The organism is Grimontia sp. THUN1695 (assembly GCF_059704325.2).
Map to the genome: position 1 here is coordinate 785,140 of NZ_AP046577.1, position 21,458 is coordinate 806,597.

Below are 21,458 nucleotides of genomic sequence, written 5' to 3' on the forward strand. Positions count from 1 at the left end.
GCGGGCTTTTCTATTGGCAGTGGTTACCCCTTTGAAGTGATAGCTCCCTGACGGTGAAAGGTCACCGGTCTGGTGTTTTGTCACTCCTCATTCGAAGGGCATAGAAGCGGCTACAGCAAAGTTCACCGGCCGTTTAACTTGCAGCTTCCAAAATACGGCCAGTGAAACTGTCATTCTCTACAATGTAGGCAGCACCATCAATCATGTCATAGTTCACCACGGGAAGATAATGTACGTTCCCATCAGCACTGTGACGAAGTCTCGGTAATATGCCAGCTACACGAATATTTGCGTGCTGTAACTCCTGGGCCCAGCTTTGGGTGAGTCCTTTAATGACGGCATTGGAACTGTCGATGGTGGGCAAGTTACCTTTATTACTCAAAACACCGGGAATGTTCACAATCACGCCTTTCCGGCCTTTGTCCAGCATATTGAATGCGGCACCTCGCCCAAAGAGATAAAGGTTTGAGGCAACATCAGCGATCGTATCTTTCACTACACCATTCGCGGCCTCCTGGCTAGCCAGAAGGCTAGGAAGTCCACCGGCTTGCCAGTAGTTGATAAGTACATCCACAGCCCCCATTTCCCGATTCACTTCCTCAAACAGGTAGGAAATGTTTTCCACACTGCGGTTAGCAAGGAAGAATGAGAAGCACGTCCCTCCCGCATTCAGGCAAGATTCATATGTCGTCTGAAGCTTGTGGCTATCAATATCTACGAGAGCTACACGGGCATTTAGCCTACAAAAATGTTCAGCCAAGGCGCGACCTGTTGGAGTCCCTGCTGCTGTAATCACAATGACGGATTTGGCAATATCCATTGTCTGACCTTTCTATTCTGATTCGGCTCATTTCATTGCTATACGACGATAACTAACAACTTATGCCCAGCTTTTTAAGAGGTGGATAACAATCTTGGACCATGAAAGACAAAAGTGGTGTGAATTTGTTCAAAAAAGGTTGTACAAGCTGTGTGCAAAATGATTTTTTTAGTAAGTGATCACAGTTTGATTTTTTGGGGTGGAAGAAGTTGAACCAATATGATGTCTATGGTAGTAGAGTTAAAGATTTCTTTAAAAACAATAGGTTAAGCATATGCAAGCAGTTCATTGTAGCGTTTTGCTGTAATCAATTGATTATAGAGATTTACCGGATCTAATGCGGTAGTTTTATCATTTTCGCTATCTAATTGTCTACGCTGATGTCCAGACAAATTATGATATGTATCTTCGCCCAAATTGTGTGTTCCTGAGGCGGGAAAGTGCAATGCGGAAGGGGTGATACAATGATTTAGCCGAGCACTTGCCAGCCCCCCTTTGTGAAAAGCATGTGCTTGAAAACCGCAAAGCTCGTAGTCTTTTTCTTTAGCAATCAGTCGCATAGGCTCAGGTAAGTTGAACGCTTTACGAAGGTGTGCTTCTGTCAATTTTTCTGGATGCGTTGGATTGTGTGGCGTCGTTTCCGTGACATCTCCAGAAAGCAGGGCCAACATCAACGCAAAATCCGATCGACGCCCCTGGCACACAGCATGGTTTAGGTTTCCACCTAGCTGTATATCTGAAATGAGTTGGGCTTTGTCGAGCGTGTGAACCTGCATATGAACCTGACAGTCTCTTTTGACCTCCTTTGTATCGGAAACGGGATGGAATACTTTAATAAAAAGAGAGAATTGTTTTCTTGGCTTAAGGTGTTGACAAAGCCGAAAAAAACCGCCAGTCAGCGGCGGGTTGCGATTCATTTGTTTTACATTCAGGCATTCAATGCCTGCTCCAGGTCGGCAATGATGTCGTCTATATGTTCAATGCCCACAGAAAGACGGATCATTTCGGGAGATACCCCCGCTTGTGCTTGCTCTTCCACACTCAATTGGCGGTGTGTGGTTGATGCTGGGTGACAGGCTAGTGACTTCGCATCACCAATGTTGACCAAACGTTTGAACAGAGTCAGCGCATCATAGAAACGTACGCCTGCGTTATAGCCCTCTTTCAGCCCAAACGAGAGGATAGCAGAAGGCTTGCCGCCCATGTATTTTTGCGCCAGTTTATAGTGCTCAGATTCAGGTAGACCGGCATAGCTCACCCAGCTTACTTTTTCATGCCTTTTCAGGTATGTCGCTACCTTCATCGCGTTTTCGACGTGACGCTCCATGCGGAGTGGAAGGGTTTCCAGACCTTGCATCAAAAGGAATGCGTTTATTGGTGAGAGGGCAGCGCCAGTATTGCGCAGCGGCACCGTGCGTGCACGTCCGATAAAAGCTGCCTCCCCGAATGCTTCTGTGTATACCACACCATGGTAAGAAGGCTCTGGTTTGTTGAAGACGGGGAAGCGTGCTTTGTGCTGTACCCAAGGGAATTTGCCGGAATCGACAATGACACCTCCGAGCGTGGTGCCATGACCACCGATGTATTTTGTCAGTGAGTGAACCACAATATCTGCACCGTGTTCAATGGGTTTGCAAAGCACTGGCGTTGCCACAGTGTTATCAACGATAACCGGCACGCCTTTGGCGTGGGCCAGCTCTGCAACACGTCCAAGGTCGACAATGTTCCCTGCGGGATTGCCGATACTTTCGCAGTAGACCGCTTTGGTGTTGTCATCAATGAGCTCAGCTAAGGATTCAGGATTGTCATCTTTCGCAAATTTCACGTTGATGCCTTGCTTTGGCAGCATATGGGCGAACAGGGTGTAAGTGCCGCCATAGAGCTGTGGCGTGGAAACGATGTTGTCACCCGCTTCAGCCAGTGTCAGGATCGCGTAGTTGATGGCAGCGCTACCTGCGCTCACCACTAATGCAGCGAGGCCGCCTTCAAGAGCTGCCATGCGTTGTTCCAGGACATCATTGGTTGGGTTCATGATGCGGGTGTAAATATTGCCCGGGACTTCCAAATTAAACAGGTCGGCACCATGCTGGGCACTGTCAAATTCATAAGCCACCGTTTGGTAAATAGGGGTGGCAACCGATTTGGTTGTAGGATCGGTTTCATAGCCAGCGTGGATAGAGAGCGTTTCGTCTTTCATACTGCGTCCTTGTACATGATTGGGTCAAAAGCACTCACTATGGCATAAACCTACGATCAGGTGGTTGTCTCCCTTCAAGATTTTTTAAATATCGCGTAACCGTATATGGGCTTGCTGCATATGTGTGCGGTAAATGATGGCCAGAAAAGCACAGAGAGTTGCTGGGCCTGCAAAGGCATAGGCGCCCATAATAGGAAACGCGACAGCACTGACCACACCGCCAAGTACAAAGCCGATAGCGATGACCCAAAACAGTACCAGCTTACGCGGGTTGAGGGGATGACCGCGCAACCGTGCGCCGAACATCAATCCAAGATCGGTAATGATCCCGGTGATATGGGTGGTTCGTACAATTGCGCCACTGTAACTGGTCACCAGCCCATTTTGGATACCGCAGGCTGCAGCGGCGAAATAGAGGCCATAGAATGCTGTTTGGCTCATCGGATAAATAGCCCCGAATAGCAGGGTAGCTTCAACTAATAACAGAAAATCATACCTGCGCCCCAGCGATAAGGTACCGTCTTTCAGTATAAAACCGGAAAGCAAGGCACCACCAAAAAAGCCCGCCAAAATACCCAGCAGATGAATGAGCTTAACGGGGTGGTTATTAATGATGTCGGTGCCAATGAGAGTCATTGTTCCTGAAAGATGCGAAATCGCCTGTTGCTCAAATCCGAGCAACCCGATGCCGTTAACAAAACCTGCGTTAAGGGCCAGGATAAATGCCCCATACTCAACCCATTTGGGTAGTTTGGATATCACGATGAAACCTTTATTGAAGTGAATGTACTGTTTTGAGCAGTGTGCCCGAAGAAAAGCGTGATTTTACCGCATTCCGTGTCAGTACATGCGGTATAGATCAAACACTCATGCATATTTTTAAAGAGAGTTCCCCCTGCAACCTGCATCTTCAGGTCGCTTGGGTATAAGGTTTTAATTCAATGGGGTAATTGTTACGTCACCGTGAATCGTGCATTGGCATGCTAGTCGGCGTTTGTCACCATTCATATCAAGATCATCCAAGAGGTCCTGTTCTTCTTCTGTTTTGGGACTAAGATTGCTCATCCCCACCTCAACGTCGATGGCACAGGTGCCACAGGCTGCAGAGCGACAGCCAAAAGGCACTTCGCTTCTTCCGGAGTCTTCCAGATCAACCAATGAACTTCCGCTGGAAAGCGTTACGCTGTTCCCAGATTGACCGAATGTGACAGTAGGCATGTGATATCTCCTTGAAAGCCATGTTTTTATTTTTGTTTTTAAATTAAAGCGTAGATTCAACAGCCGGATAATTCGAATTTTCTGACAGGATGCGAATGTTTTATTTAAAAGGCATGATGGAATGCAATTAAAAGTTCACATTTCATTAAACTTAGTGTCACACCCAACCCCTAGCTTTGTCCTCAGTTTTTGAATCAACATCGAAAAACAGTCAGTGGAAATACTGACCCACTTAAAAAAACTATCGACTTGGAGGTTGATGTGAAACTTAAGGCCTTGATTGCGGTATCGACAGTGTGTCTGTCTGCATTTACAGCTAACCACGCAGCAGCAGCTAACCGTGATTACATTAGCATTGTGGGTTCTTCAACCGTGTATCCGTTTGCTACCGTTGTCGCGGAACGTTTCGGTCGCACGTCAGAATTCTCAGTACCCAAAATCGAATCCACCGGCTCGGGCGGCGGTCTGAAACTTTTTTGTGCAGGCGTTGGCGAGAACACACCTGACATTACTAACGCATCACGCAAAATCAAAAGCTCTGAAGTGGCGTTGTGTGCGAAAAATGGTGTGAAAGACATCACTGAAATTAAAATCGGTTACGACGGCATCGCTTTCGCAAATTCCAAAAAATCCCAGCAGTTAGACCTTACCCTGAAAGACCTTTTTACTGCATTGGCAAAAGTCGTTCCTGATGCGAACGGTAACCTCATAGAAAATCCGAACAACACCTGGAAAGACGTTAATCCATCCCTTCCGGCAATCAAAATTGAAGTGCTTGGCCCGCCTCCAACGTCCGGGACCCGCGATGCATTTGTTGAATTGGCAATGGAAGGCGGCTGTAAGCAATATCCCGAGCTGAAAGCCATGAAAAAGCAAGATTCGAAGAAGTACAAAGCGGTTTGCCATGGGATTCGTGAAGATGGTGCATTCATTGAAGCCGGTGAGAATGACAATCTAATCGTGCAGAAACTGGATGCGAACCCAAATGCATTCGGTATCTTCGGTTACAGCTTCCTTGAGCAAAATGCTGACAAGGTTCAGGGGGCGAAAATTGGCGGAGTGGTGCCTACATTTGATGCCATCGGTGACGGCTCATATCCGATATCCCGTTCACTGTATTTCTACGTGAAAAAAGCACATGCAAACGTGATCCCAGGTCTTCAGGCATATGTCAGCGCTTTCACGTCTGAAGATGCCATCGGTGAAGAAGGTTACCTGACGGATCGTGGCCTGATCCCACTGTCTGCACGCGATTGGAAACTGGTTCGCAATGACGCAGTTGACCTGAAACCGAATCTATAAAATCGTGCACTCTGAGGTGGCGTACTGACGAGGGTACACCACCTTGCCCAAATCGGATTGAAACACGGTTTGAGTAAAAAGGAATTAAGGAATAGGGATGCAGACGTCGACATTGATGGTAATTGTTGCGTTGTTAGCGATTAGCGCTTTTGTGCTCGCTAAAAAACGTTCCCGAGAAGTGGCAGACATTGAAGGTGGGTTGGATAAACTTCACTCCCGACCCGCTTACTACGGTGCTTTTGCCGCGATCCTGGCAGCAGTGCCAGCAGTGATTCTTCTACTCTTATGGCAAGCCTTTGAATCTAGCACGGTTTATTCTCTGGTGATGGCTCAGATCCCATCTTCAATGCTTCAGATGCACGAGAACACGACACTGCTGTATAGCCAAATTGTCCATATTGCTAATGGCGTATTGAAAACCGAAGATCCTGTATTACAGGCGGCGTCCGAGTACTACCAACACCTGCAAAATATCGGGTTAACACTCAGATGGGTGGTGGTTTTCACCGTGTCACTGGTGGGGTTAGCGACAGGGTGGCGAATGGTGTGTCCAACGCTGAAAGCGCGCCATTATGTGGAAAAATGCCTGCAAATATTTCTGATGTTTTGCTCAATGCTGGCAATCCTGACCACGGCAGGTATCGTCCTGTCTGTGTTGTTTGAAGCCGTACGTTTCTTTCAGATCATTCCAATATCTGACTTCCTGTTTGGTACAGAATGGTCGCCGCAGATTGCATTGCGTGCAGATCAGCAGGGGGCTAGTGGTGCATTTGGTGCGATTCCCCTGTTTACCGGCACGCTGATGATTTCCTTTATTGCCATGTGTATTGCTGCTCCCATCGGTTTGATGAGCGCGATCTATCTGGCGGAATATGCGTCTCCCCGAGTTCGCAATACAGTGAAACCGGTGCTGGAGATCCTGGCCGGTATTCCCACTGTGGTTTATGGCTTCTTTGCAGCCCTGACCGCAGCGCCATTTATTCGCGATCTTGCTCAGGAGATTGGATTGAGTCATACCTCGTCAGAAAGCGCCTTGGCGGCTGGGGCGGTGATGGGCGTGATGATCATCCCTTTTGTTTCCTCCTTGTCAGATGACGTGATCACTGCTGTGCCCCAATCCTTGCGTGATGGTTCTCTGGGGCTGGGGGCAACACATTCTGAAACTATTCGTAAGGTCATATTGCCCGCCGCATTACCCGGTATTGTGGGGGGCTTGCTGCTCGCTGTTTCCCGCGCGATTGGTGAAACCATGATCGTGGTGATGGCTGCGGGGTTGTCTGCAAACCTGACAGCCAATCCATTGGATTCGGTCACAACGGTCACCGTGCAAATCGTTACTTTACTGGTCGGCGATCAGGAATTTGACAGCCCGAAAACACTCGCGGCTTTTGCCCTTGGCTTGACCCTGTTTGTGGTGACATTAGCCCTTAACTTTGTCGCCCTTCGAATCGTGAAGAAATATCGGGAGCAGTATGACTGATCAATTATTAAAACTGGTAGAGACAAAACGCGAGCGGGTCAAAGCGGGTGTAGCCCGTCGTCGGGCCAGAGAAACACGTTTTCGCTTCTACGGCATTGCGTCAATTTCGATGGCATTCGTGTTTCTGATAGTGATGATGACAACCATTTTTTCTGAAGGTTATACCGCGTTTCTCACCACGGAAATTAAGCTTCAGGTCGATCTTTCTCCAGAAATGCTCGGGATTGATGGTGATGAAACCGATCCGAAAGTGCTGATGGGTGCAAGCTACCGCAAAGTGCTTCGGCAGGCACTGCGTGACGAAATTGCTGTTGATGGACGCAATCAGCGCCGTGCGCTTTATCGCTTTATCTCGAACGGTGCAGAATATGATTTGCGTAACAAGGTCGTAAGTGACCCCTCTTTAATCGGTCAAACTATCACGTATTGGGCGCAGGCCGGTGACAACCTAAACCAATACAACAAAGGCAACATCAAGACGGACACACCGGAAGATGACCGGCAGTTCAAAAACCTTCAGATTGAATGGTATGACGAGCTGAAAAAAGAGGGCCGTGTACGTACTGTTTTCAACACCAAGTTTTTTACCCACGGTGACAGCCGGGATCCAGAACTTGCCGGGATCTGGGGGGCAACCGTTGGCTCCTTCTACACCTTGCTGGTGACCTTGGTACTCAGCTTTCCCATTGGGGTTGCCGCTGCGATTTATCTGGAAGAGTTTGCACCGCGTAATCGTGCAACCGAACTGATTGAAATCAATATCAACAACCTTGCTGCCGTTCCTTCAATCGTGTTTGGCCTTCTAGGGCTTGCTGTGTTCCTGAATGTGGCCGATTTGCCCCGCTCAGCACCTATTGTTGGCGGTTTGGTGCTGACATTGATGACATTGCCAACAATCATCATTTCTAGCCGTGCTGCGATTAAAGCCGTACCACCTTCAGTGCGAGATGCTGCTCTGGGGGTGGGTGCATCAAAAATGCAGATGGTGCTTCACCATGTATTGCCATTGGCGATGCCAGGCATGCTGACCGGCACCATTATTGGTATGGCGCAGGCGCTGGGTGAGACTGCTCCGCTTCTGATGATTGGTATGGTCGCATTCATTGTCGATGTGCCATCTGGGCCTCTGGATGCGGCGACTGCACTGCCAGTGCAAATTTATCTCTGGGCGGAAAACCCGGAAAAAGGTTTTGCCGAGAACACCTCAGGCGCAATCATGGTATTGCTGGCGTTCCTGGCACTCATGAATGCGTGTGCCGTTATCATGCGTAAGCGCCTTGAGCGCAGATGGTAGGAGTATGGATATGACAACCGTAACAACCCACACAGGTGATATGACCCCCATCCGTCACCAAGTGGCTGCGGAAAAAACAGCCGCACCAAAAGAGACCTGTGGTCTGCCATTTGTTGACGATCCACGAATGACAGCGCGTGATGTCAGCGTGAGTTACGAAGGTGGCGCCAAATTAGCTATTCGAAACATCAATCTTGATATTGGAGAGAAACAGGTTTTAGCGATGATAGGTCCGTCAGGTTGTGGTAAATCCACGTTCCTGCGTAGCCTGAATCGGATGAATGACACCGTGCCTGGCTGTGAGGTGAAAGGTGAGATCCTGCTGGACGGTCACAATATCTATGCCAAAAATCAAGAAATCGTCGAGCTTCGTTCCCAGGTCGGTATGGTGTTTCAGCGTCCCAACCCGTTCCCGAAATCAATTTATGATAACGTCGCTTACGGCCCCCGTATTCACGGCTTGGTAGACAGTAAAGATGAACTGGATGGCGTGACTGAACAGTCTCTGCGTCGTGCCGGTTTGTGGGATGAGGTGGCAGATCGTCTCGATCAACCCGCAACGGGCCTTTCTGGCGGTCAGCAGCAGCGTTTATGTATCGCCCGTACCATTGCGATTGCGCCGGAAGTGATCCTGATGGATGAACCTTGTTCGGCGCTTGACCCTATCGCGACGGGCATCATTGAAGCGCTGATTGACGAACTGAAAGAAAACTTTAGTATCGTGATGGTGACTCACTCAATGTCTCAGGCAAAACGTGTTTCTGATCGCACGGCGTATTTTCACCTCGGCGATCTGGTGGAAGTTAACGAAACCGCCCGTGTGTTCGAGCAACCGGAGCACAAGCTGACCCGTGATTATATTGGCGGCCGATTTGGTTAATCGGTGATGTCCAACTTTTTTAAAGTAGGCTTTGGCTTTCCTTATTCGTTTACTCTGTATTTGATGCTGATGTGCGTAAGTTGTTTAAATCCTGCTCAAGTGAAGGTATTTCCGTAAATTCAGGCTTTACAAGCTCGCGAGGGCTTTGTAATATTCGCCGCACTTACGGAGAGATGGCTGAGTGGTTGAAAGCACCGGTCTTGAAAACCGGCATACGTTAATAGCGTATCTAGGGTTCAAATCCCTATCTCTCCGCCACTTTTCATCAGCGGGCATTGACCGGTTGATAAGAAATTGGAGCGGTAGTTCAGTTGGTTAGAATACCGGCCTGTCACGCCGGGGGTCGCGGGTTCGAGTCCCGTCCGCTCCGCCACTGAATGAAGCCTGATGCGAAAGCGTCAGGCTTTTTTCTTATTTGAGTCCCGCTGCCAATTTTCATTCCATCCGGAACTTTTGTCTTTCCAAGACGCCTTAATTTCCAGAACACAACGACACATGCACTTGCATTGCTTGGCACGGCCGGGCTTTACATATGGGTGCAGGCAGGGAACAATCTGGTAAAACCAGAAATAATCATGACGTCATTAACTGGAAGCTTATGAGTAATACCGCAAACAAAAAATCAAACCCCTTGTTCGAGGTGGTCTTTAATGTGTTGCTGCCTTCGTTGATTTTAATGAAGCTCAGTGGAGATGAACATCTGGGGACAGTAATGGCGCTGGTTGTCGCACTGGCATTTCCAGTTGCTTATGGTGGCCTTGAACTGGTTCGTAACAAGAAACTAAACCTCTTTTCTGTGTTGGGTTTTGTCAGCGTGCTGCTAACCGGCGGCATTGGTCTTTTGGAGCTGGATACCAAATGGCTGGCACTGAAAGAAGCCTTGATCCCCGGTGTGATTGGGGTAGCTGTGCTGGTTTCAACCTTCACCCCGTATCCGTTTGTCAAAAAGATGCTTTTCAACGACACCCTGCTTAACTTAGCACTGATAAAGGAACGTCTAGAGCAAGGTGGTAACAGCCAAGCGTTTGATCGTTGCCTGATCATTTCCAATTACCTTTTTGCCAGTACGTTCGCTTTCTCGTCTGCGATGAACTATTTTCTTGCCACCTGGCTTGTTACCAGTCCCGCTGGTACTACGGCATTCAATGAAGAGTTGGGTAAGCTCACCTTGTACAGTTACCCGATGATAGCGGTTCCGAGCACCCTGATGATGCTTGGCATTTTCTATTATGTATGGCGTCAAATCCGTGTAATGACATCGTTGGAAACTGAGCAGATCTTTCACCTGAAGTAGGTGGGGGTTGTTTCGGGTGTGCAGTAAGCGGCATCTTCAGGCTGTTTAGCGATAAAAATTTTCTATGCGTTTAAAAAAGAGGCACTTAAACAGCGAATTGCAGAAAAGGGGTTTACAGGCAGAAAAGACCCCAGTATTATTCGCCGCACTTACGGAGAGATGGCTGAGTGGTTGAAAGCACCGGTCTTGAAAACCGGCATACGTTAATAGCGTATCTAGGGTTCAAATCCCTATCTCTCCGCCATATTTAGAACGAAAGATCCCTTTGATTTCAAAGGGCTTTTTTCGTTTCTCCCTACCAAAGAATCACCTCAACCAAAGAGGTGAGTCAAATGTATCTGTACAAGGGATCTTTCGGCGTTTATTACTGCCGTATTTGCATGCCAACCAACCTACAGAAAAAGGGATACCCTTTCGATGTCAGGTTTAGTCTCCAGACAAAAGAACGTCCTGTTGCTATTGCCAGAAACTTATCCGTAGCAGCAATAGTCAAACAACATCTCTATTCCCATCAGTCACTTGAGTTTGATGCCTTCTATCATCAATTGCGTACGCATGTGGATGAATGCCTTCGCGGGCTCGTGCGTCGTGTTGCTTCCAGTGACAGCGAGCACACCGCCGGAAAGTACGAAACGACATTTCCACGCGTCTATTCCAAAAAGTCAGTTGCCTCACTTGATCCAGTTGGCGCAAGTTTAGATTGGCGGGTTGCATTGGAAGAGTTTATTGAATCAAAGCGTGAACAGGGCGTAACCGAGCTAACCTGTGTGCAACTGAACACGCGGTGCTGCGCGTTCTTCGTGCAGATGGAGATTGCACATTTTAGTGAGATTACGCTGTCAGTGATGATGAGTTATTGCCGCTGGCTTAACCGCGCCAAAGGCACGCCCAAAACCTGTAAAGACTACTACGCGTCCATTGGTCAGTTTCTAAGGTGGGCGGTGGTGATGAAGTACATCGATGGAAACCCGCTCGAGAACGTCAAGCCCAAGTTCAAAAAGGTCAAATCGGCTTATCAAGAGCGCAAGCGTTGGGAAGAGAGGGAGCTTCACCTCCTATTGTCCCATCCGGTGTTTGCCCAAGCCCCTCTCAAGGTCAAGTGGGTCACTTATCTGACGCTTTACCAAGGTATGCGCCCAGGCGAAGCCTGTCAGTTAAGGGTACAAGACATCGCGATCAAAGATGGCATTTACTCAATCAGCATCACGGATAATGGCGAAAAACAGCGTGTCAAAAATGCCCAGAGCGTGAGAGTGGTGCCGTTACACAACCACCTGATCGAACGCGGTTTCCTCCGTTATGTGGAACTTCGGCGCCAACAAGGACATTGCCAACTTTTCGACTATAAACCAACCGGTCGTAATCAGGATTGGTCGCGAAGCTACAGCAATCATTTCGCGAAGCTCCTGACCGGAGCAGGTTTTACCGCTGGGGATCGGCCAACTGCCTATAGCTTGCGGCACACGTTTATCGATGTGCTGAAAAAAGCGGATGTTGCCGAGCATCTGGTCGCCGAGGTCGTCGGTCACACCCATGAGAAGATGACTTTTGGCCGCTATGGAAAGAAGTCGTCGCTAGCCAACTTACAAGGCGTCGTGAACACATTCCAAATCCAAACTGGAGGTGAAGCATGAGAAAATTCACCGATAAAGCACTGATCGATCTGTTGGATGCGTTCGATGCCGCCGATCACAGTGATGATCACGACTACAGTCGCTTTGTATTTGCGGGTTATGCGATGGCTGATATCAGAAAAGTCTATAAGGCGCGCTCGTTGATCATCGATAATCCTTCGCTTTCTGAGTGGGAACTGGTGGCGCATGACGTCCACTGGTCGTTTCAGCAAGAAACGCTAGGAGGCTTGGGGCATTTCAAAACGTTACTTGGCTACGAGTTAACAGAGAGCGAAGAAGTTCATCTTCAATGATCACGGGTATATGTATAATTCATTTGATCCTGACACATATCCTTCTCATGCTTATTACTATCAGTGTGACTAATTGTAGAGCTCTCTTATTAAAATATGTACCCAAGTACCTTCAAATTACTTGGGTACAAATATTTAATAAGCGGATTTTCTGGCTTATTCCGGTTTGTGCTTTTCCCCATTTGCAACAGCATCAATATACCAAGAGGTTGCGACTTCAAGACGCGTTAATGCCGAGCCGACAGTGACTGAAAGCGCACCCGCTTCGATTGCTTGCTTACACAGTTCCGGAGAGTTAAACCTTCCTTCCGCAATCGTAAGAAATCCTGCTTTCGCAAATGCTTTCACTAGGGCTAAATCCGGCTCTATTGGTGTCATAGCGCCAGTATAACCAGAAAGGGTTGAAGCAATGAACTCAATACCTTTTGAGTTAGCCCAAACGCCGTCTGCAAATTCTGCACAATCAGCCATACCAATACACCGGGAATGAATAATTGCCTCGGCAATCGCTTCCCGACTTTCAGGCCTCGCTCTATCGGTAGCATCAAACGCGATGATGGCTGCACCAGCAGCTTCAAGTGCTTTTACATCACTCACAAAAGGGGTGATGCGAACAGGGCTATCTGTTAAATCACGCTTTACGATACCAATAATTGGTATAGAGACGGCGTTGGCAACAGCTGCTACACGCTCGACACTTTCAATTCGTAGTGCTGATGCACCCGCCATTTCAGCCGCTTTGGCCATGGCGACAACAATATCAGTAGTATCGAGGGGACTTCCTTCGACGGGTTGAATAGAGACAACAATGGTATTGGTCAGCTTTCGGACAATTTCCGAGACATCCCAGCTTTTCGTTACTTGACTCATGACATAACTCTAATCAGGCCGAACACTATTGAGAATCCAGTTATATCAATTAAGATTTTTTCCATCCATCAAAAAATAAATATTTTTCACATTGATCACAGATTTTATTCATTAGGTTTGAAGAAAATTTTCATGTAGTGATAATTGAATCAATTAAGGTGAGCTGCCTGGCAGTTCAAGATAAAAAATATATATAATTCAAAGAGTTTGGAGGATACATGAACGGTATCTTTTCTGTACTGCAAAAAGTGGGTCGGGCCTTTATGTTGCCTATCGCCGTTTTACCCATGGCGGGTATCCTGTTAGGGGTTGGCGGGGCATTTACAAGTGGACCCCTGATTGAAACCTATAACCTGACGTTTCTTGCACCAGGAACATTGGCCAACCAGTTTTTGGTGCTTTGCTTTAAAGCAGGCCTATTTGTATTTGTAAACTTGCCACTGTTATTTGCTGTTGGGGTTGCCATCGGTATGGCAAATAACAACAAAGAGACGGCGGCCCTGTCTGCCGTTCTTGGTTTCTTATTGTTCCATACGGTGATTGGCGTGGTGCTGGGTTTTCAGGGGTTATCACCAGAAACTACGAGTGTAGAGGGATTAATTGCGTCAGGCGTTAACGCCGATGAAGCGGTTGGGCTTGCATCTCTGTATACCAAAGAGCTTGGCATCTTTACGCTGCAAACTGGGGTGTTTGGTGGTATTGCCTGTGGCCTGATGTCCGCGTTTATTACTAACCGCTTTTCCAATGTGACCTTGCCAGATTATTTAGCGTTTTTCAGTGGTAACCGTCTAGTGCCGGTCATGACCATGCTGTTTTTCATTCCATTGGCATTTGTGTTTCCTTTCATTTGGCCCCCTATTTTTAAATCTATCGTTTCTGCAGGGGAAGCATTCTCAGCAATGGGGTACATCGGCACGTTCTTTTATGGCTCATTAATGCGTTTATTGAATGTATTTGGTTTGCACCATGCTATCTATCCACTTTTCTGGTATACCGAACTTGGTGGTATACAGGAAGTGGCGGGAGAAATGGTGTCGGGCGGCCAGAAGATTTTCTTTGCCCAGTTAGCCGACCCATCCACGGTTCATTTCAGCTCAGAAGCAACCCGCACCATGACCGGTGGTTTCTTACCGATGATGTTTGGTTTGCCTGCGGCCGCATTTGCCATGTACCGCTGCGCAGACGACAAGAATAAGGCCAAAGTGAAAGGTATTCTGTTTTCGGCAGCATTAACCTCGTTTTTAACTGGGATCACTGAGCCCTTAGAGTTTACTTTCCTGTTTGTTGCGCCTGTCTTGTATGCCGTACATGCCGTGTTGGAAGGGATCGCTTACATGCTGATGCACATGCTTGATGTGGCGGTAGGCATTACTTTCTCTCGTGGGATTATTGATTTTACGTTTTTTGGCTTATTGCAAGGAACGGCGAAAACGTCCTATCAATGGATCCTTATTCTTGGTCCGATCTATGCGGTAATTTACTACTTTGTGTTCAGTTTTATGATCCGCAAATTTAATTACTCCACACCGGGTCGCAACGACGCTGAAAATAAGCTTTACACGCGTAAAGACTATAACGGCAAAGAACACGCACTGGCTGATGAAATCGTGAAAAACCTGGGTGGAAAAGAGAACATTGCGTCGATAGATGCGTGCATTACCCGCTTACGTGTCACAGTTGTAAACAGTGAACTGACAGCGAGTGATGAAGTCTGGAAATCATTGGGTGCCAAAGGGGTTATTCGTTCTGGAAATGGTATCCAGTTGATTTACGGTACCCAGGCAGAAACCTACAAGAACCAGATTGTTGAGAAATACCAGCTATAGCGGTTAATTCACATCTGAACCCAGCACATGCTGGGTTCTTGTTCTTTTTGCCAGAAGACAGGTTATACTCGCTTCGTTATTTACGGAATCAAGAGCATTATGAACGAACAACCGCCAGTCAATCTACTCTCTCGCCTTCGTTACGGTATGGAAGGTTATAGCCCTAAGTTAAAAAATGTGGCGACTTACATCGTAACTAACGCGGACGGTGCTCAGTATCTCACCATCACGGAGTTGGCAAGAGAGACGATGACAAGTGAAGCCACGGTTATTCGCCTGTGTCGCAATCTGGGATTTAAAGGCTATTCTGATTTTCGTATGGCATTGGCGATTGAAATTAGCCAACCGCAAGCGGTGAAAACCAACGAAACCCCGAAAGAGAATATAGATCGTATCGACAGTGCTACCCAAAATGCAATCACCAGTTTGCAAGACACCTGTGCGTTGATTGACCGTCAACAGGTAGATCGTATTTGCCGCATGATTCACCAAGCTGACAACATTTTTTGTGTGGGAGTCGGGGCATCGAGCATTGTAGGGCGTTATTTGTCGTTTCGTTTAACGCGGATCGGCAAAAATTCAACCATGTTCGAAGACACGCACATTGCGGCTATGCGCGCGGTAAAATCCAAGCCTGGAAGCCTGTGGTTTGCAATTTCCAGTTCGGGTTCAACTAAAGATGTTGTTTATTGTGCGACGAAGGCAAAAAGCCAACAATCCCCGGTGATCTGTTTAACCAATATTCGTCACAGTCCCCTGTCGTTAACGTCTGATGAGGTGTTGGTTGCTGCAAGGCCTGAAGGCCCTTTAACCGGGGGGGCATTTGCTTCAAAAGTCAGTGCATTACTGTTAGTGGATATCGTCATCAATCAGCTGGTGGCCGAATATGAAGAATATGCCGAATCCATTAAAAACACCGCTGAAGTGACTATGGCGTTCATGGTCTAAGCCCCGCTTTTAGTTCGTGTTAATTGTTAATGCGATACTTTTTCAGCAGGCGCACCGGCCAGAAAAATAAAAGCCCGTGGAGTGATAAAACTCAACGGGCTTTTATTATTTAATCATGATGTATTAGATTAAGATTTGGAAATGTTACCCAGCTTCATCCAGGTATCAACAACCGTGTCCGGGTTCAATGATACGGAACTGATACCCTGATTCATCAACCATTGTGCCAAGTCGTCATGGTCTGATGGTCCCTGACCACAAATACCTACATATTTACCGGCTCGGGTGGCGGCATCAATGGCCATCTTCAACATGGCTTTCACTGCCGGGTTACGCTCATCAAACAGATGGGCGACATCACCGGAATCGCGGTCAAGACCAAGGGTAAGCTGGGTCATGTCGTTTGAACCGATGGAGAAGCCATCAAAGTACTTGAGGAAATCATCGGCAAGCACCGCATTTGACGGCAGTTCACACATCATGATCACCTTCAGGCCCTGCTCGCCGCGGCGCAGATTATGCTTCGCCAACAGGTCGTTCACTTCTGCGGCTTCACCGGTGGTGCGCACAAACGGGATCATGATTTCGACGTTTTTCAGGCCCATTTCGTTGCGTACCCGCTTAATTGCCTGAGTTTCGAGTTCAAAGCAATCTTCAAATACCGGTGAGATATAGCGTGATGCCCCGCGAAAGCCCAGCATCGGGTTTTCTTCGTGCGGTTCGAACTCGCTGCCACCAATCAGGTTGCTGTACTCGTTAGATTTAAAATCTGACATGCGCACAATCACCCGCTTGGGCCAGAACGCCGCCGCAATAGTGGCGATCCCTTCGGTGAGCTTACTGACGTAGAAATCCACCGGATCTTTGTAGCCGCGAATACGCGTTTTGATGGTTTCCTTCAGCGCATCGCTCTGCGCATCGAAATTCAGCAGGGCTTTGGGGTGAATACCAATCATTTTGTTGATGATGAATTCCAGGCGTGCAAGACCGACCCCTTCATTGGGGATCTGGGCGAAATCGAAGGCACGATCCGGGTTCCCGACATTCATCATCACTTTGGTCGGCAGCAACGGCAGTGCATCGACCGCGGTCTGGTTCACAGCGAAATCCAGTTTGCCTTCATACACATAGCCGGTCTCGCCTTCTGCGCAGGAAACCGTCACATCCGCGCCGTCGCTGAGTTTGCTGGTGGCATCGCCACACCCGACGATGGCAGGAATGCCAAGTTCACGGGCAATAATCGCAGCATGACAGGTACGGCCGCCCCGGTTGGTAACAATCGCGGCGGCTTTTTTCATCACTGGCTCCCAGTCTGGGTCAGTCATGTCAGTGACCAGAACATCACCTTCCTGCACCAGTGACATTTCATCCAGTGATTTTACGATGCGTACCTTGCCGTTACCGATACGCTGGCCGATAGCACGGCCTTCAACCAGCACACCTGCTTTACTGCTGAGCTCGTAACGTTCAATCACATTACCCTGCTTTTGCGAGCACACGGTTTCCGGGCGTGCCTGAACAATGTAGAGCTTGCCATCGGTGCCATCTTTTGCCCACTCGATGTCCATCGGGAGTTTGTAGTGCTTTTCGATGATCATCGCCTGTTTCGCAAGTTCTGCGATTTCGTCATCGTTCAGCGAGAACTGGTTTTGTTCTTCGACAGAGGTATCAACGATTTCTACCTGCTTGCCGATAACCTGGCTGTCGGCATAAACCATTTTGATCAGCTTGGAGCCAAAAGTGCGTTTCACCACTGCAGGGTGACCCGCTTCGAGCAGAGGTTTGTGAACATAGAATTCATCTGGGTTGACCGCCCCCTGAACCACCATTTCTCCCAACCCCCAGGAAGACGTAATAAAGACCACCTGATCGAAGCCTGATTCTGTGTCCAGCGTGAACATGACGCCCGATGAGGCTTTGTCTGAACGTACCATGCGCTGAATGCCCGCAGACAGGGAAATACCGCGGTGATCAAAGCCTTGATGCACGCGGTAAGAAATCGCGCGATCATTAAACAGTGAGGCAAAAACGTGCTTGGTGGCTTCCAGCACCGCATCAATGCCTTTCACATTGAGGAAGGTTTCCTGTTGGCCGGCAAAGGAGGCATCCGGCAAATCCTCAGCCGTCGCAGAAGAACGAACAGCGACGGAAAGTTCAGGGTTGCCATCAACCAGTGTGTCGTAGTTATTTCGGATATCCTGCTCTAAATCCGCAGGGAAGGGGGCGTCCAGCACCCATTGGCGGATTGTGGAGCCGGCTTTACGCAGGGCTTCAACGTCTTCAATATCCAGTTCGTCGAGCACTTGGTGAATGCGGTCATCCAGTCCTTCGTAATCGAGAAACTGGTTAAACGCATACGACGTGGTCGCAAACCCATTCGGGACAGAAACGCCAGCGTTAGCGAGGTTAGAAACCATTTCGCCCAGTGAAGCATTTTTGCCGCCGACCTTATCAACATCTTCCATTGACAGGGTATCGAACCAGAGGGTGTTCTTTTGCATGTCTTTCTCCAGAAACTATGCAGTTTTTTTATGGGGTTTTGGTGGGTAAACCTTCAGTCCGGCCTAAAAAACACAATGTGTTTCAAAAGCTGTGCGGACAGTAATAGCTCAACGATTGTTGTTATTGTTATGTTGTTATCCTATAAAACTTTTGCGAGCAGATTAACCGTTTATGTCGATAGAAATTCAAACCAGAGACGTCTTTTATGTCTCGGACGGGACAGCCATCACATGCGAGACAATGGGACATGTGGTTCTGGGTCAGTTTTCCTTTGTTCCCAATGAGAAAACATTCCCTTTTGTCGAGTCTGAAGACAAACTTGTTGATTTGGTCAAACAGATCCAACAATCCCATGACAGAAACGGGGTAAAACCGCTGGTTTTTTTCTCTATGGTTATCCCGGCCATGCGTGAGCAGCTGATGCAAGCACCGGCTTTTTTTTACGATGTGCTGGAAAGCATCGTGCAGCGCGTGGCGGAAGATACCCAGATTGAACCCAAGCCAAAACTTCAGCGCTCGCGCAGTGTCAGCAAAGACTCTGACAATTACTTTGACCGTATTTCAGCGATTGAATACACGCTGGCCCATGATGACGGCATTTCTCTCAAAGGTCTTGAACACGCGGATATCATCCTGCTTGGTGTTTCCCGCAGTGGAAAAACCCCAACCAGCCTTTATATGGCGATGCAGTTTGGCCTTCGTGTTGTGAACTACCCATTTATTGCCGAAGACCTGAAAATGCTGCGTCTGCTTCCTGAGTTTGAGTTCCATCGCCATAAGCTGTTTGGGTTAACGATTGAACCGGAGCGCCTTACCCAAATCCGCCAGAACCGCTTGTCCGGCAGTGAATACGCCAGCAGCGAGCAATGTGAGCAGGAAATAGCAACCATCGAATCCCTGTTCCGCCGCGAAGCTATTCCCTACATCAACACCAGCTCGCTGTCGGTTGAGGAAATCACAACCCGCATCCTTGAGAAAACGGGATTGAAGCGCCGCTTGTTCTAACCAGGGGGTGGCTCCAGCCAGAACGAAAAAGAGCGGCATTTCGCCGCTCTTTCTTGTTTACATCATCAGTGCATCGGTCAGCTTCAGGCCGTAAATCGCCACCATGCCAATCGCGCCTGCCGCCAGCAGGTAGTAGATTGTCGGCAGGACGGTTTTACGCAGTGTTGCACCCTCACGGCCCAGCAAGCCAACAGTGGCAGACGCTGCAACCACATTGTGAATCGCTATCATATTACCGGCAGCAGCGCCGACAGCCTGCAAGGCGATGATGATAACGCTGGAGATACCCAGAGTTTGAGCCACCTCAAACTGGAACTGGCTGAACATCATGTTGGACACAGTGTTTGAACCGGCAATAAACGCACCCAATGCGCCAATGGCGGCACTCAGCATAGGGAAGGCATCACCAACCAGACCTGAGGCAAAGTTCGCCGTGGTGACTGGCATACTGGCCAGATCCGCACCGTTGACGCCGGAGTTGATGAATATACGCACCATCGGAATAGTGAACACCAGCACAAAGCCTGCACCAATCAGGGTTTTGGTCGATTCTCCCAACGCTTTTCCAAGGGGTTTAACACTCCCAGCCTGCACAATCACAGCAATCAGGGCAACAAACACCAGAATACCGCCCGGCAGGTACAAAGGCTGGATAGCGGCACTGATCCCGGTTTCACCCAGAATATTACTGAAAGTGACGTTTACGCTGAGCAGCAAGGATTTGAATTCTGCACTGACGCGGCTGGCAACCAGAACAACGGCCAACAGTACATACGGTGCCCAAGCCAGCACCAAGCTCATTGGCTTGCCCGGGTGCTCATTCAGATCCATTTTCAGAGAGCCCAGCCACTCGGCAGGCCACTCATTTTCAGGGCTGAAATCCCATTGGCTTTTCGGTACCAGAAATCCTTTTTTAGCGGCAGTAACCACAATGGCAAGACCAAACAGACCGCCAATCAATGAAGGGAATTCTGGGCCAAGGAACACACCCGTCAGTGCGTAAGGGACTGTAAACGCCAGGCCGGCAAAAATGGCGAAAGGCAAGATGTCGAGGCCTTCAGTCCAGCTTTTGTTTTTGCCAAAAAAGCGGGTCAGCATCATTGCCATCAGTACCGGCATCAAAATACCGACAATGGCATGGATAATTGCCACGCTGGAAGTGATTTGCTGCAGGTAGATTTCCCAGGTGGAGCCATTTTCAACCAGTGCTTGCCCGATGTTGTGGGTATCCAGACCCTTGTTCACACCGACAATGATTGGCGTACCGACTGCACCAAACGAGACAGGGGTTGACTGGATTATCATCCCCATCAATACCGCAGCGAGTGCCGGAAAACCGATCGCGACCAGAAGCGGTGCTGCGATGGCTGCCGGCGTACCAAAGCCCGACGCACCTTCAATGAAGGAACCAAAACACCAGGCGATGATAATGGCCTGTACGCGGCGATCCCCTGAAATGTTGGTAAAGCCGTTACGAATGGTGGTAATGGCGCCGGTATGTTTGAGCGTATTCAGCAGGAAAATAGCACCGAACACAATCCAGAGTACGGAAACGGTAATCCCCAACCCCTGGAAGACAGAGGCGAGGACCCGGTTTGCGGACATATCCCAAAAGCCAATGGCAATGACAACAGTCAGGCCAAAGGCGACGGGCATGGCTTTTTTTGCAGGCCAGTTCAGGCCCACGAGTAGAATGGCGGCCACCACGATAGGTGAGAAAGCGACCAAGGCCAGTAAGGTATCATTCATTGCTGACTTCCTTGTTGCGAGCTCACCGTCGTAACGAAGACCTTATTTGCGTGGTAGGGCGCAGAGAATAAGGGCAAGAGCTCAGTTTAGGTTTTTATAGTTGTGATATGTTTGTTGCTTTGGTGTGAATGTACTGCTTTATTTTT

18 protein-coding genes and 3 tRNA genes are annotated in these 21,458 nt (G+C 48.5%); 13 read left to right on the forward strand and 8 right to left on the reverse strand.

Going from position 1 to position 21,458, the window contains the following annotated elements; all coding sequences use genetic code 11:
- Positions 1–133: 133 nt before the first annotated feature.
- From AC6IB1_RS07155 to AC6IB1_RS07175, 5 genes are all read right to left on the reverse strand, one after another.
- Positions 134–820: an SDR family NAD(P)-dependent oxidoreductase gene (locus AC6IB1_RS07155; protein ID WP_497568422.1), complete on the reverse strand. Its 687-nt coding sequence runs from the start codon at positions 818–820 to the stop codon at positions 134–136.
- A gap of 266 nt (positions 821–1,086) precedes the next feature.
- Positions 1,087–1,596, reverse strand: a complete 510-nt coding sequence (locus AC6IB1_RS07160) for a VC2046/SO_2500 family protein (protein WP_497569103.1) — start codon at positions 1,594–1,596, stop codon at positions 1,087–1,089.
- A gap of 152 nt (positions 1,597–1,748) precedes the next feature.
- The gene (locus AC6IB1_RS07165; protein WP_497568423.1) at positions 1,749–3,017 is read right to left on the reverse strand and encodes an O-acetylhomoserine aminocarboxypropyltransferase/cysteine synthase family protein; all 1,269 of its coding nucleotides are present in this window, start codon (positions 3,015–3,017) and stop codon (positions 1,749–1,751) included.
- Positions 3,018–3,101: 84 nt separating this feature from the next.
- The gene (locus AC6IB1_RS07170; protein WP_497568424.1) at positions 3,102–3,779 is read right to left on the reverse strand and encodes a YoaK family protein; all 678 of its coding nucleotides are present in this window, start codon (positions 3,777–3,779) and stop codon (positions 3,102–3,104) included.
- Between the two features lie 171 nt (positions 3,780–3,950).
- Complete coding sequence (locus AC6IB1_RS07175; protein WP_497568425.1) at positions 3,951–4,235, reverse strand: 2Fe-2S iron-sulfur cluster-binding protein; 285 nt, start codon at positions 4,233–4,235, stop codon at positions 3,951–3,953.
- Positions 4,236–4,496: 261 nt separating this feature from the next.
- Between AC6IB1_RS07175 and AC6IB1_RS07180 the strand changes: the two genes are divergently transcribed.
- From AC6IB1_RS07180 to AC6IB1_RS07225, 10 genes are all read left to right on the forward strand, one after another.
- Positions 4,497–5,537: a PstS family phosphate ABC transporter substrate-binding protein gene (locus AC6IB1_RS07180; protein WP_005506163.1), complete on the forward strand. Its 1,041-nt coding sequence runs from the start codon at positions 4,497–4,499 to the stop codon at positions 5,535–5,537.
- A 97-nt stretch (positions 5,538–5,634) separates the two neighbouring features.
- The gene (gene pstC, locus AC6IB1_RS07185) at positions 5,635–7,017 is read left to right on the forward strand and encodes a phosphate ABC transporter permease subunit PstC (protein ID WP_497568426.1); all 1,383 of its coding nucleotides are present in this window, start codon (positions 5,635–5,637) and stop codon (positions 7,015–7,017) included.
- Positions 7,010–8,311, forward strand: coding sequence for a phosphate ABC transporter permease PstA (gene pstA / locus AC6IB1_RS07190; RefSeq protein ID WP_497568427.1), 1,302 nt, complete (start codon positions 7,010–7,012; stop codon positions 8,309–8,311). Before pstC ends, pstA begins: the two co-directional genes overlap by 8 nt.
- Positions 8,312–8,438: 127 nt before the next feature.
- The gene (pstB, locus tag AC6IB1_RS07195; protein WP_503693177.1) at positions 8,439–9,191 is read left to right on the forward strand and encodes a phosphate ABC transporter ATP-binding protein PstB; all 753 of its coding nucleotides are present in this window, start codon (positions 8,439–8,441) and stop codon (positions 9,189–9,191) included.
- 167 nt (positions 9,192–9,358) lie between these two features.
- Positions 9,359–9,449, forward strand: a tRNA-Ser gene (locus AC6IB1_RS07200).
- Between the two features lie 38 nt (positions 9,450–9,487).
- Positions 9,488–9,564: transfer RNA gene (locus tag AC6IB1_RS07205), tRNA-Asp, on the forward strand.
- 225 nt (positions 9,565–9,789) lie between these two features.
- The gene (locus AC6IB1_RS07210; protein ID WP_497568429.1) at positions 9,790–10,485 is read left to right on the forward strand and encodes a VC0807 family protein; all 696 of its coding nucleotides are present in this window, start codon (positions 9,790–9,792) and stop codon (positions 10,483–10,485) included.
- Positions 10,486–10,638: 153 nt separating this feature from the next.
- Positions 10,639–10,729 (forward strand) — tRNA-Ser (locus tag AC6IB1_RS07215).
- Between the two features lie 88 nt (positions 10,730–10,817).
- Positions 10,818–12,119, forward strand: a complete 1,302-nt coding sequence (locus tag AC6IB1_RS07220; RefSeq protein ID WP_497568430.1) for a site-specific integrase — start codon at positions 10,818–10,820, stop codon at positions 12,117–12,119.
- A complete protein-coding gene (locus AC6IB1_RS07225; RefSeq protein ID WP_497568431.1) occupies positions 12,116–12,412 on the forward strand; it encodes a hypothetical protein in 297 nt (98 codons plus the stop codon). Before AC6IB1_RS07220 ends, AC6IB1_RS07225 begins: the two co-directional genes overlap by 4 nt.
- A gap of 156 nt (positions 12,413–12,568) precedes the next feature.
- Here AC6IB1_RS07225 and AC6IB1_RS07230 read toward each other — a convergent pair whose 3' ends face one another.
- Positions 12,569–13,282, reverse strand: coding sequence for an N-acetylmannosamine-6-phosphate 2-epimerase (locus AC6IB1_RS07230; RefSeq protein ID WP_497568432.1), 714 nt, complete (start codon positions 13,280–13,282; stop codon positions 12,569–12,571).
- Between the two features lie 218 nt (positions 13,283–13,500).
- Here AC6IB1_RS07230 and AC6IB1_RS07235 point away from each other — a divergent pair, with 218 nt between their 5' ends.
- On the forward strand, positions 13,501–15,108 hold the full coding sequence (locus AC6IB1_RS07235; RefSeq protein WP_497568433.1) for a PTS transporter subunit EIIC: 1,608 nt from the start codon (positions 13,501–13,503) through the stop codon (positions 15,106–15,108).
- 99 nt (positions 15,109–15,207) lie between these two features.
- Positions 15,208–16,056: a MurR/RpiR family transcriptional regulator gene (locus AC6IB1_RS07240; RefSeq protein WP_497569104.1), complete on the forward strand. Its 849-nt coding sequence runs from the start codon at positions 15,208–15,210 to the stop codon at positions 16,054–16,056.
- A 128-nt stretch (positions 16,057–16,184) separates the two neighbouring features.
- On the opposite strand, the gene ppsA is transcribed toward AC6IB1_RS07240, so the two are convergent.
- Positions 16,185–18,557 carry a phosphoenolpyruvate synthase gene (ppsA, locus tag AC6IB1_RS07245; RefSeq protein ID WP_497568434.1) on the reverse strand — a complete coding sequence of 791 codons (2,373 nt, stop codon included), beginning with the start codon at positions 18,555–18,557 and terminating at the stop codon, positions 16,185–16,187.
- Between the two features lie 172 nt (positions 18,558–18,729).
- Between ppsA and ppsR the strand changes: the two genes are divergently transcribed.
- A complete protein-coding gene (gene ppsR, locus AC6IB1_RS07250) occupies positions 18,730–19,563 on the forward strand; it encodes a posphoenolpyruvate synthetase regulatory kinase/phosphorylase PpsR (RefSeq protein ID WP_497568435.1) in 834 nt (277 codons plus the stop codon).
- Between the two features lie 57 nt (positions 19,564–19,620).
- Here the strand turns inward: ppsR and AC6IB1_RS07255 are convergent, their stop codons facing one another.
- Positions 19,621–21,312: an L-lactate permease gene (locus tag AC6IB1_RS07255; RefSeq protein WP_497568436.1), complete on the reverse strand. Its 1,692-nt coding sequence runs from the start codon at positions 21,310–21,312 to the stop codon at positions 19,621–19,623.
- Between the last annotated feature and the right edge of the window lie 146 nt (positions 21,313–21,458).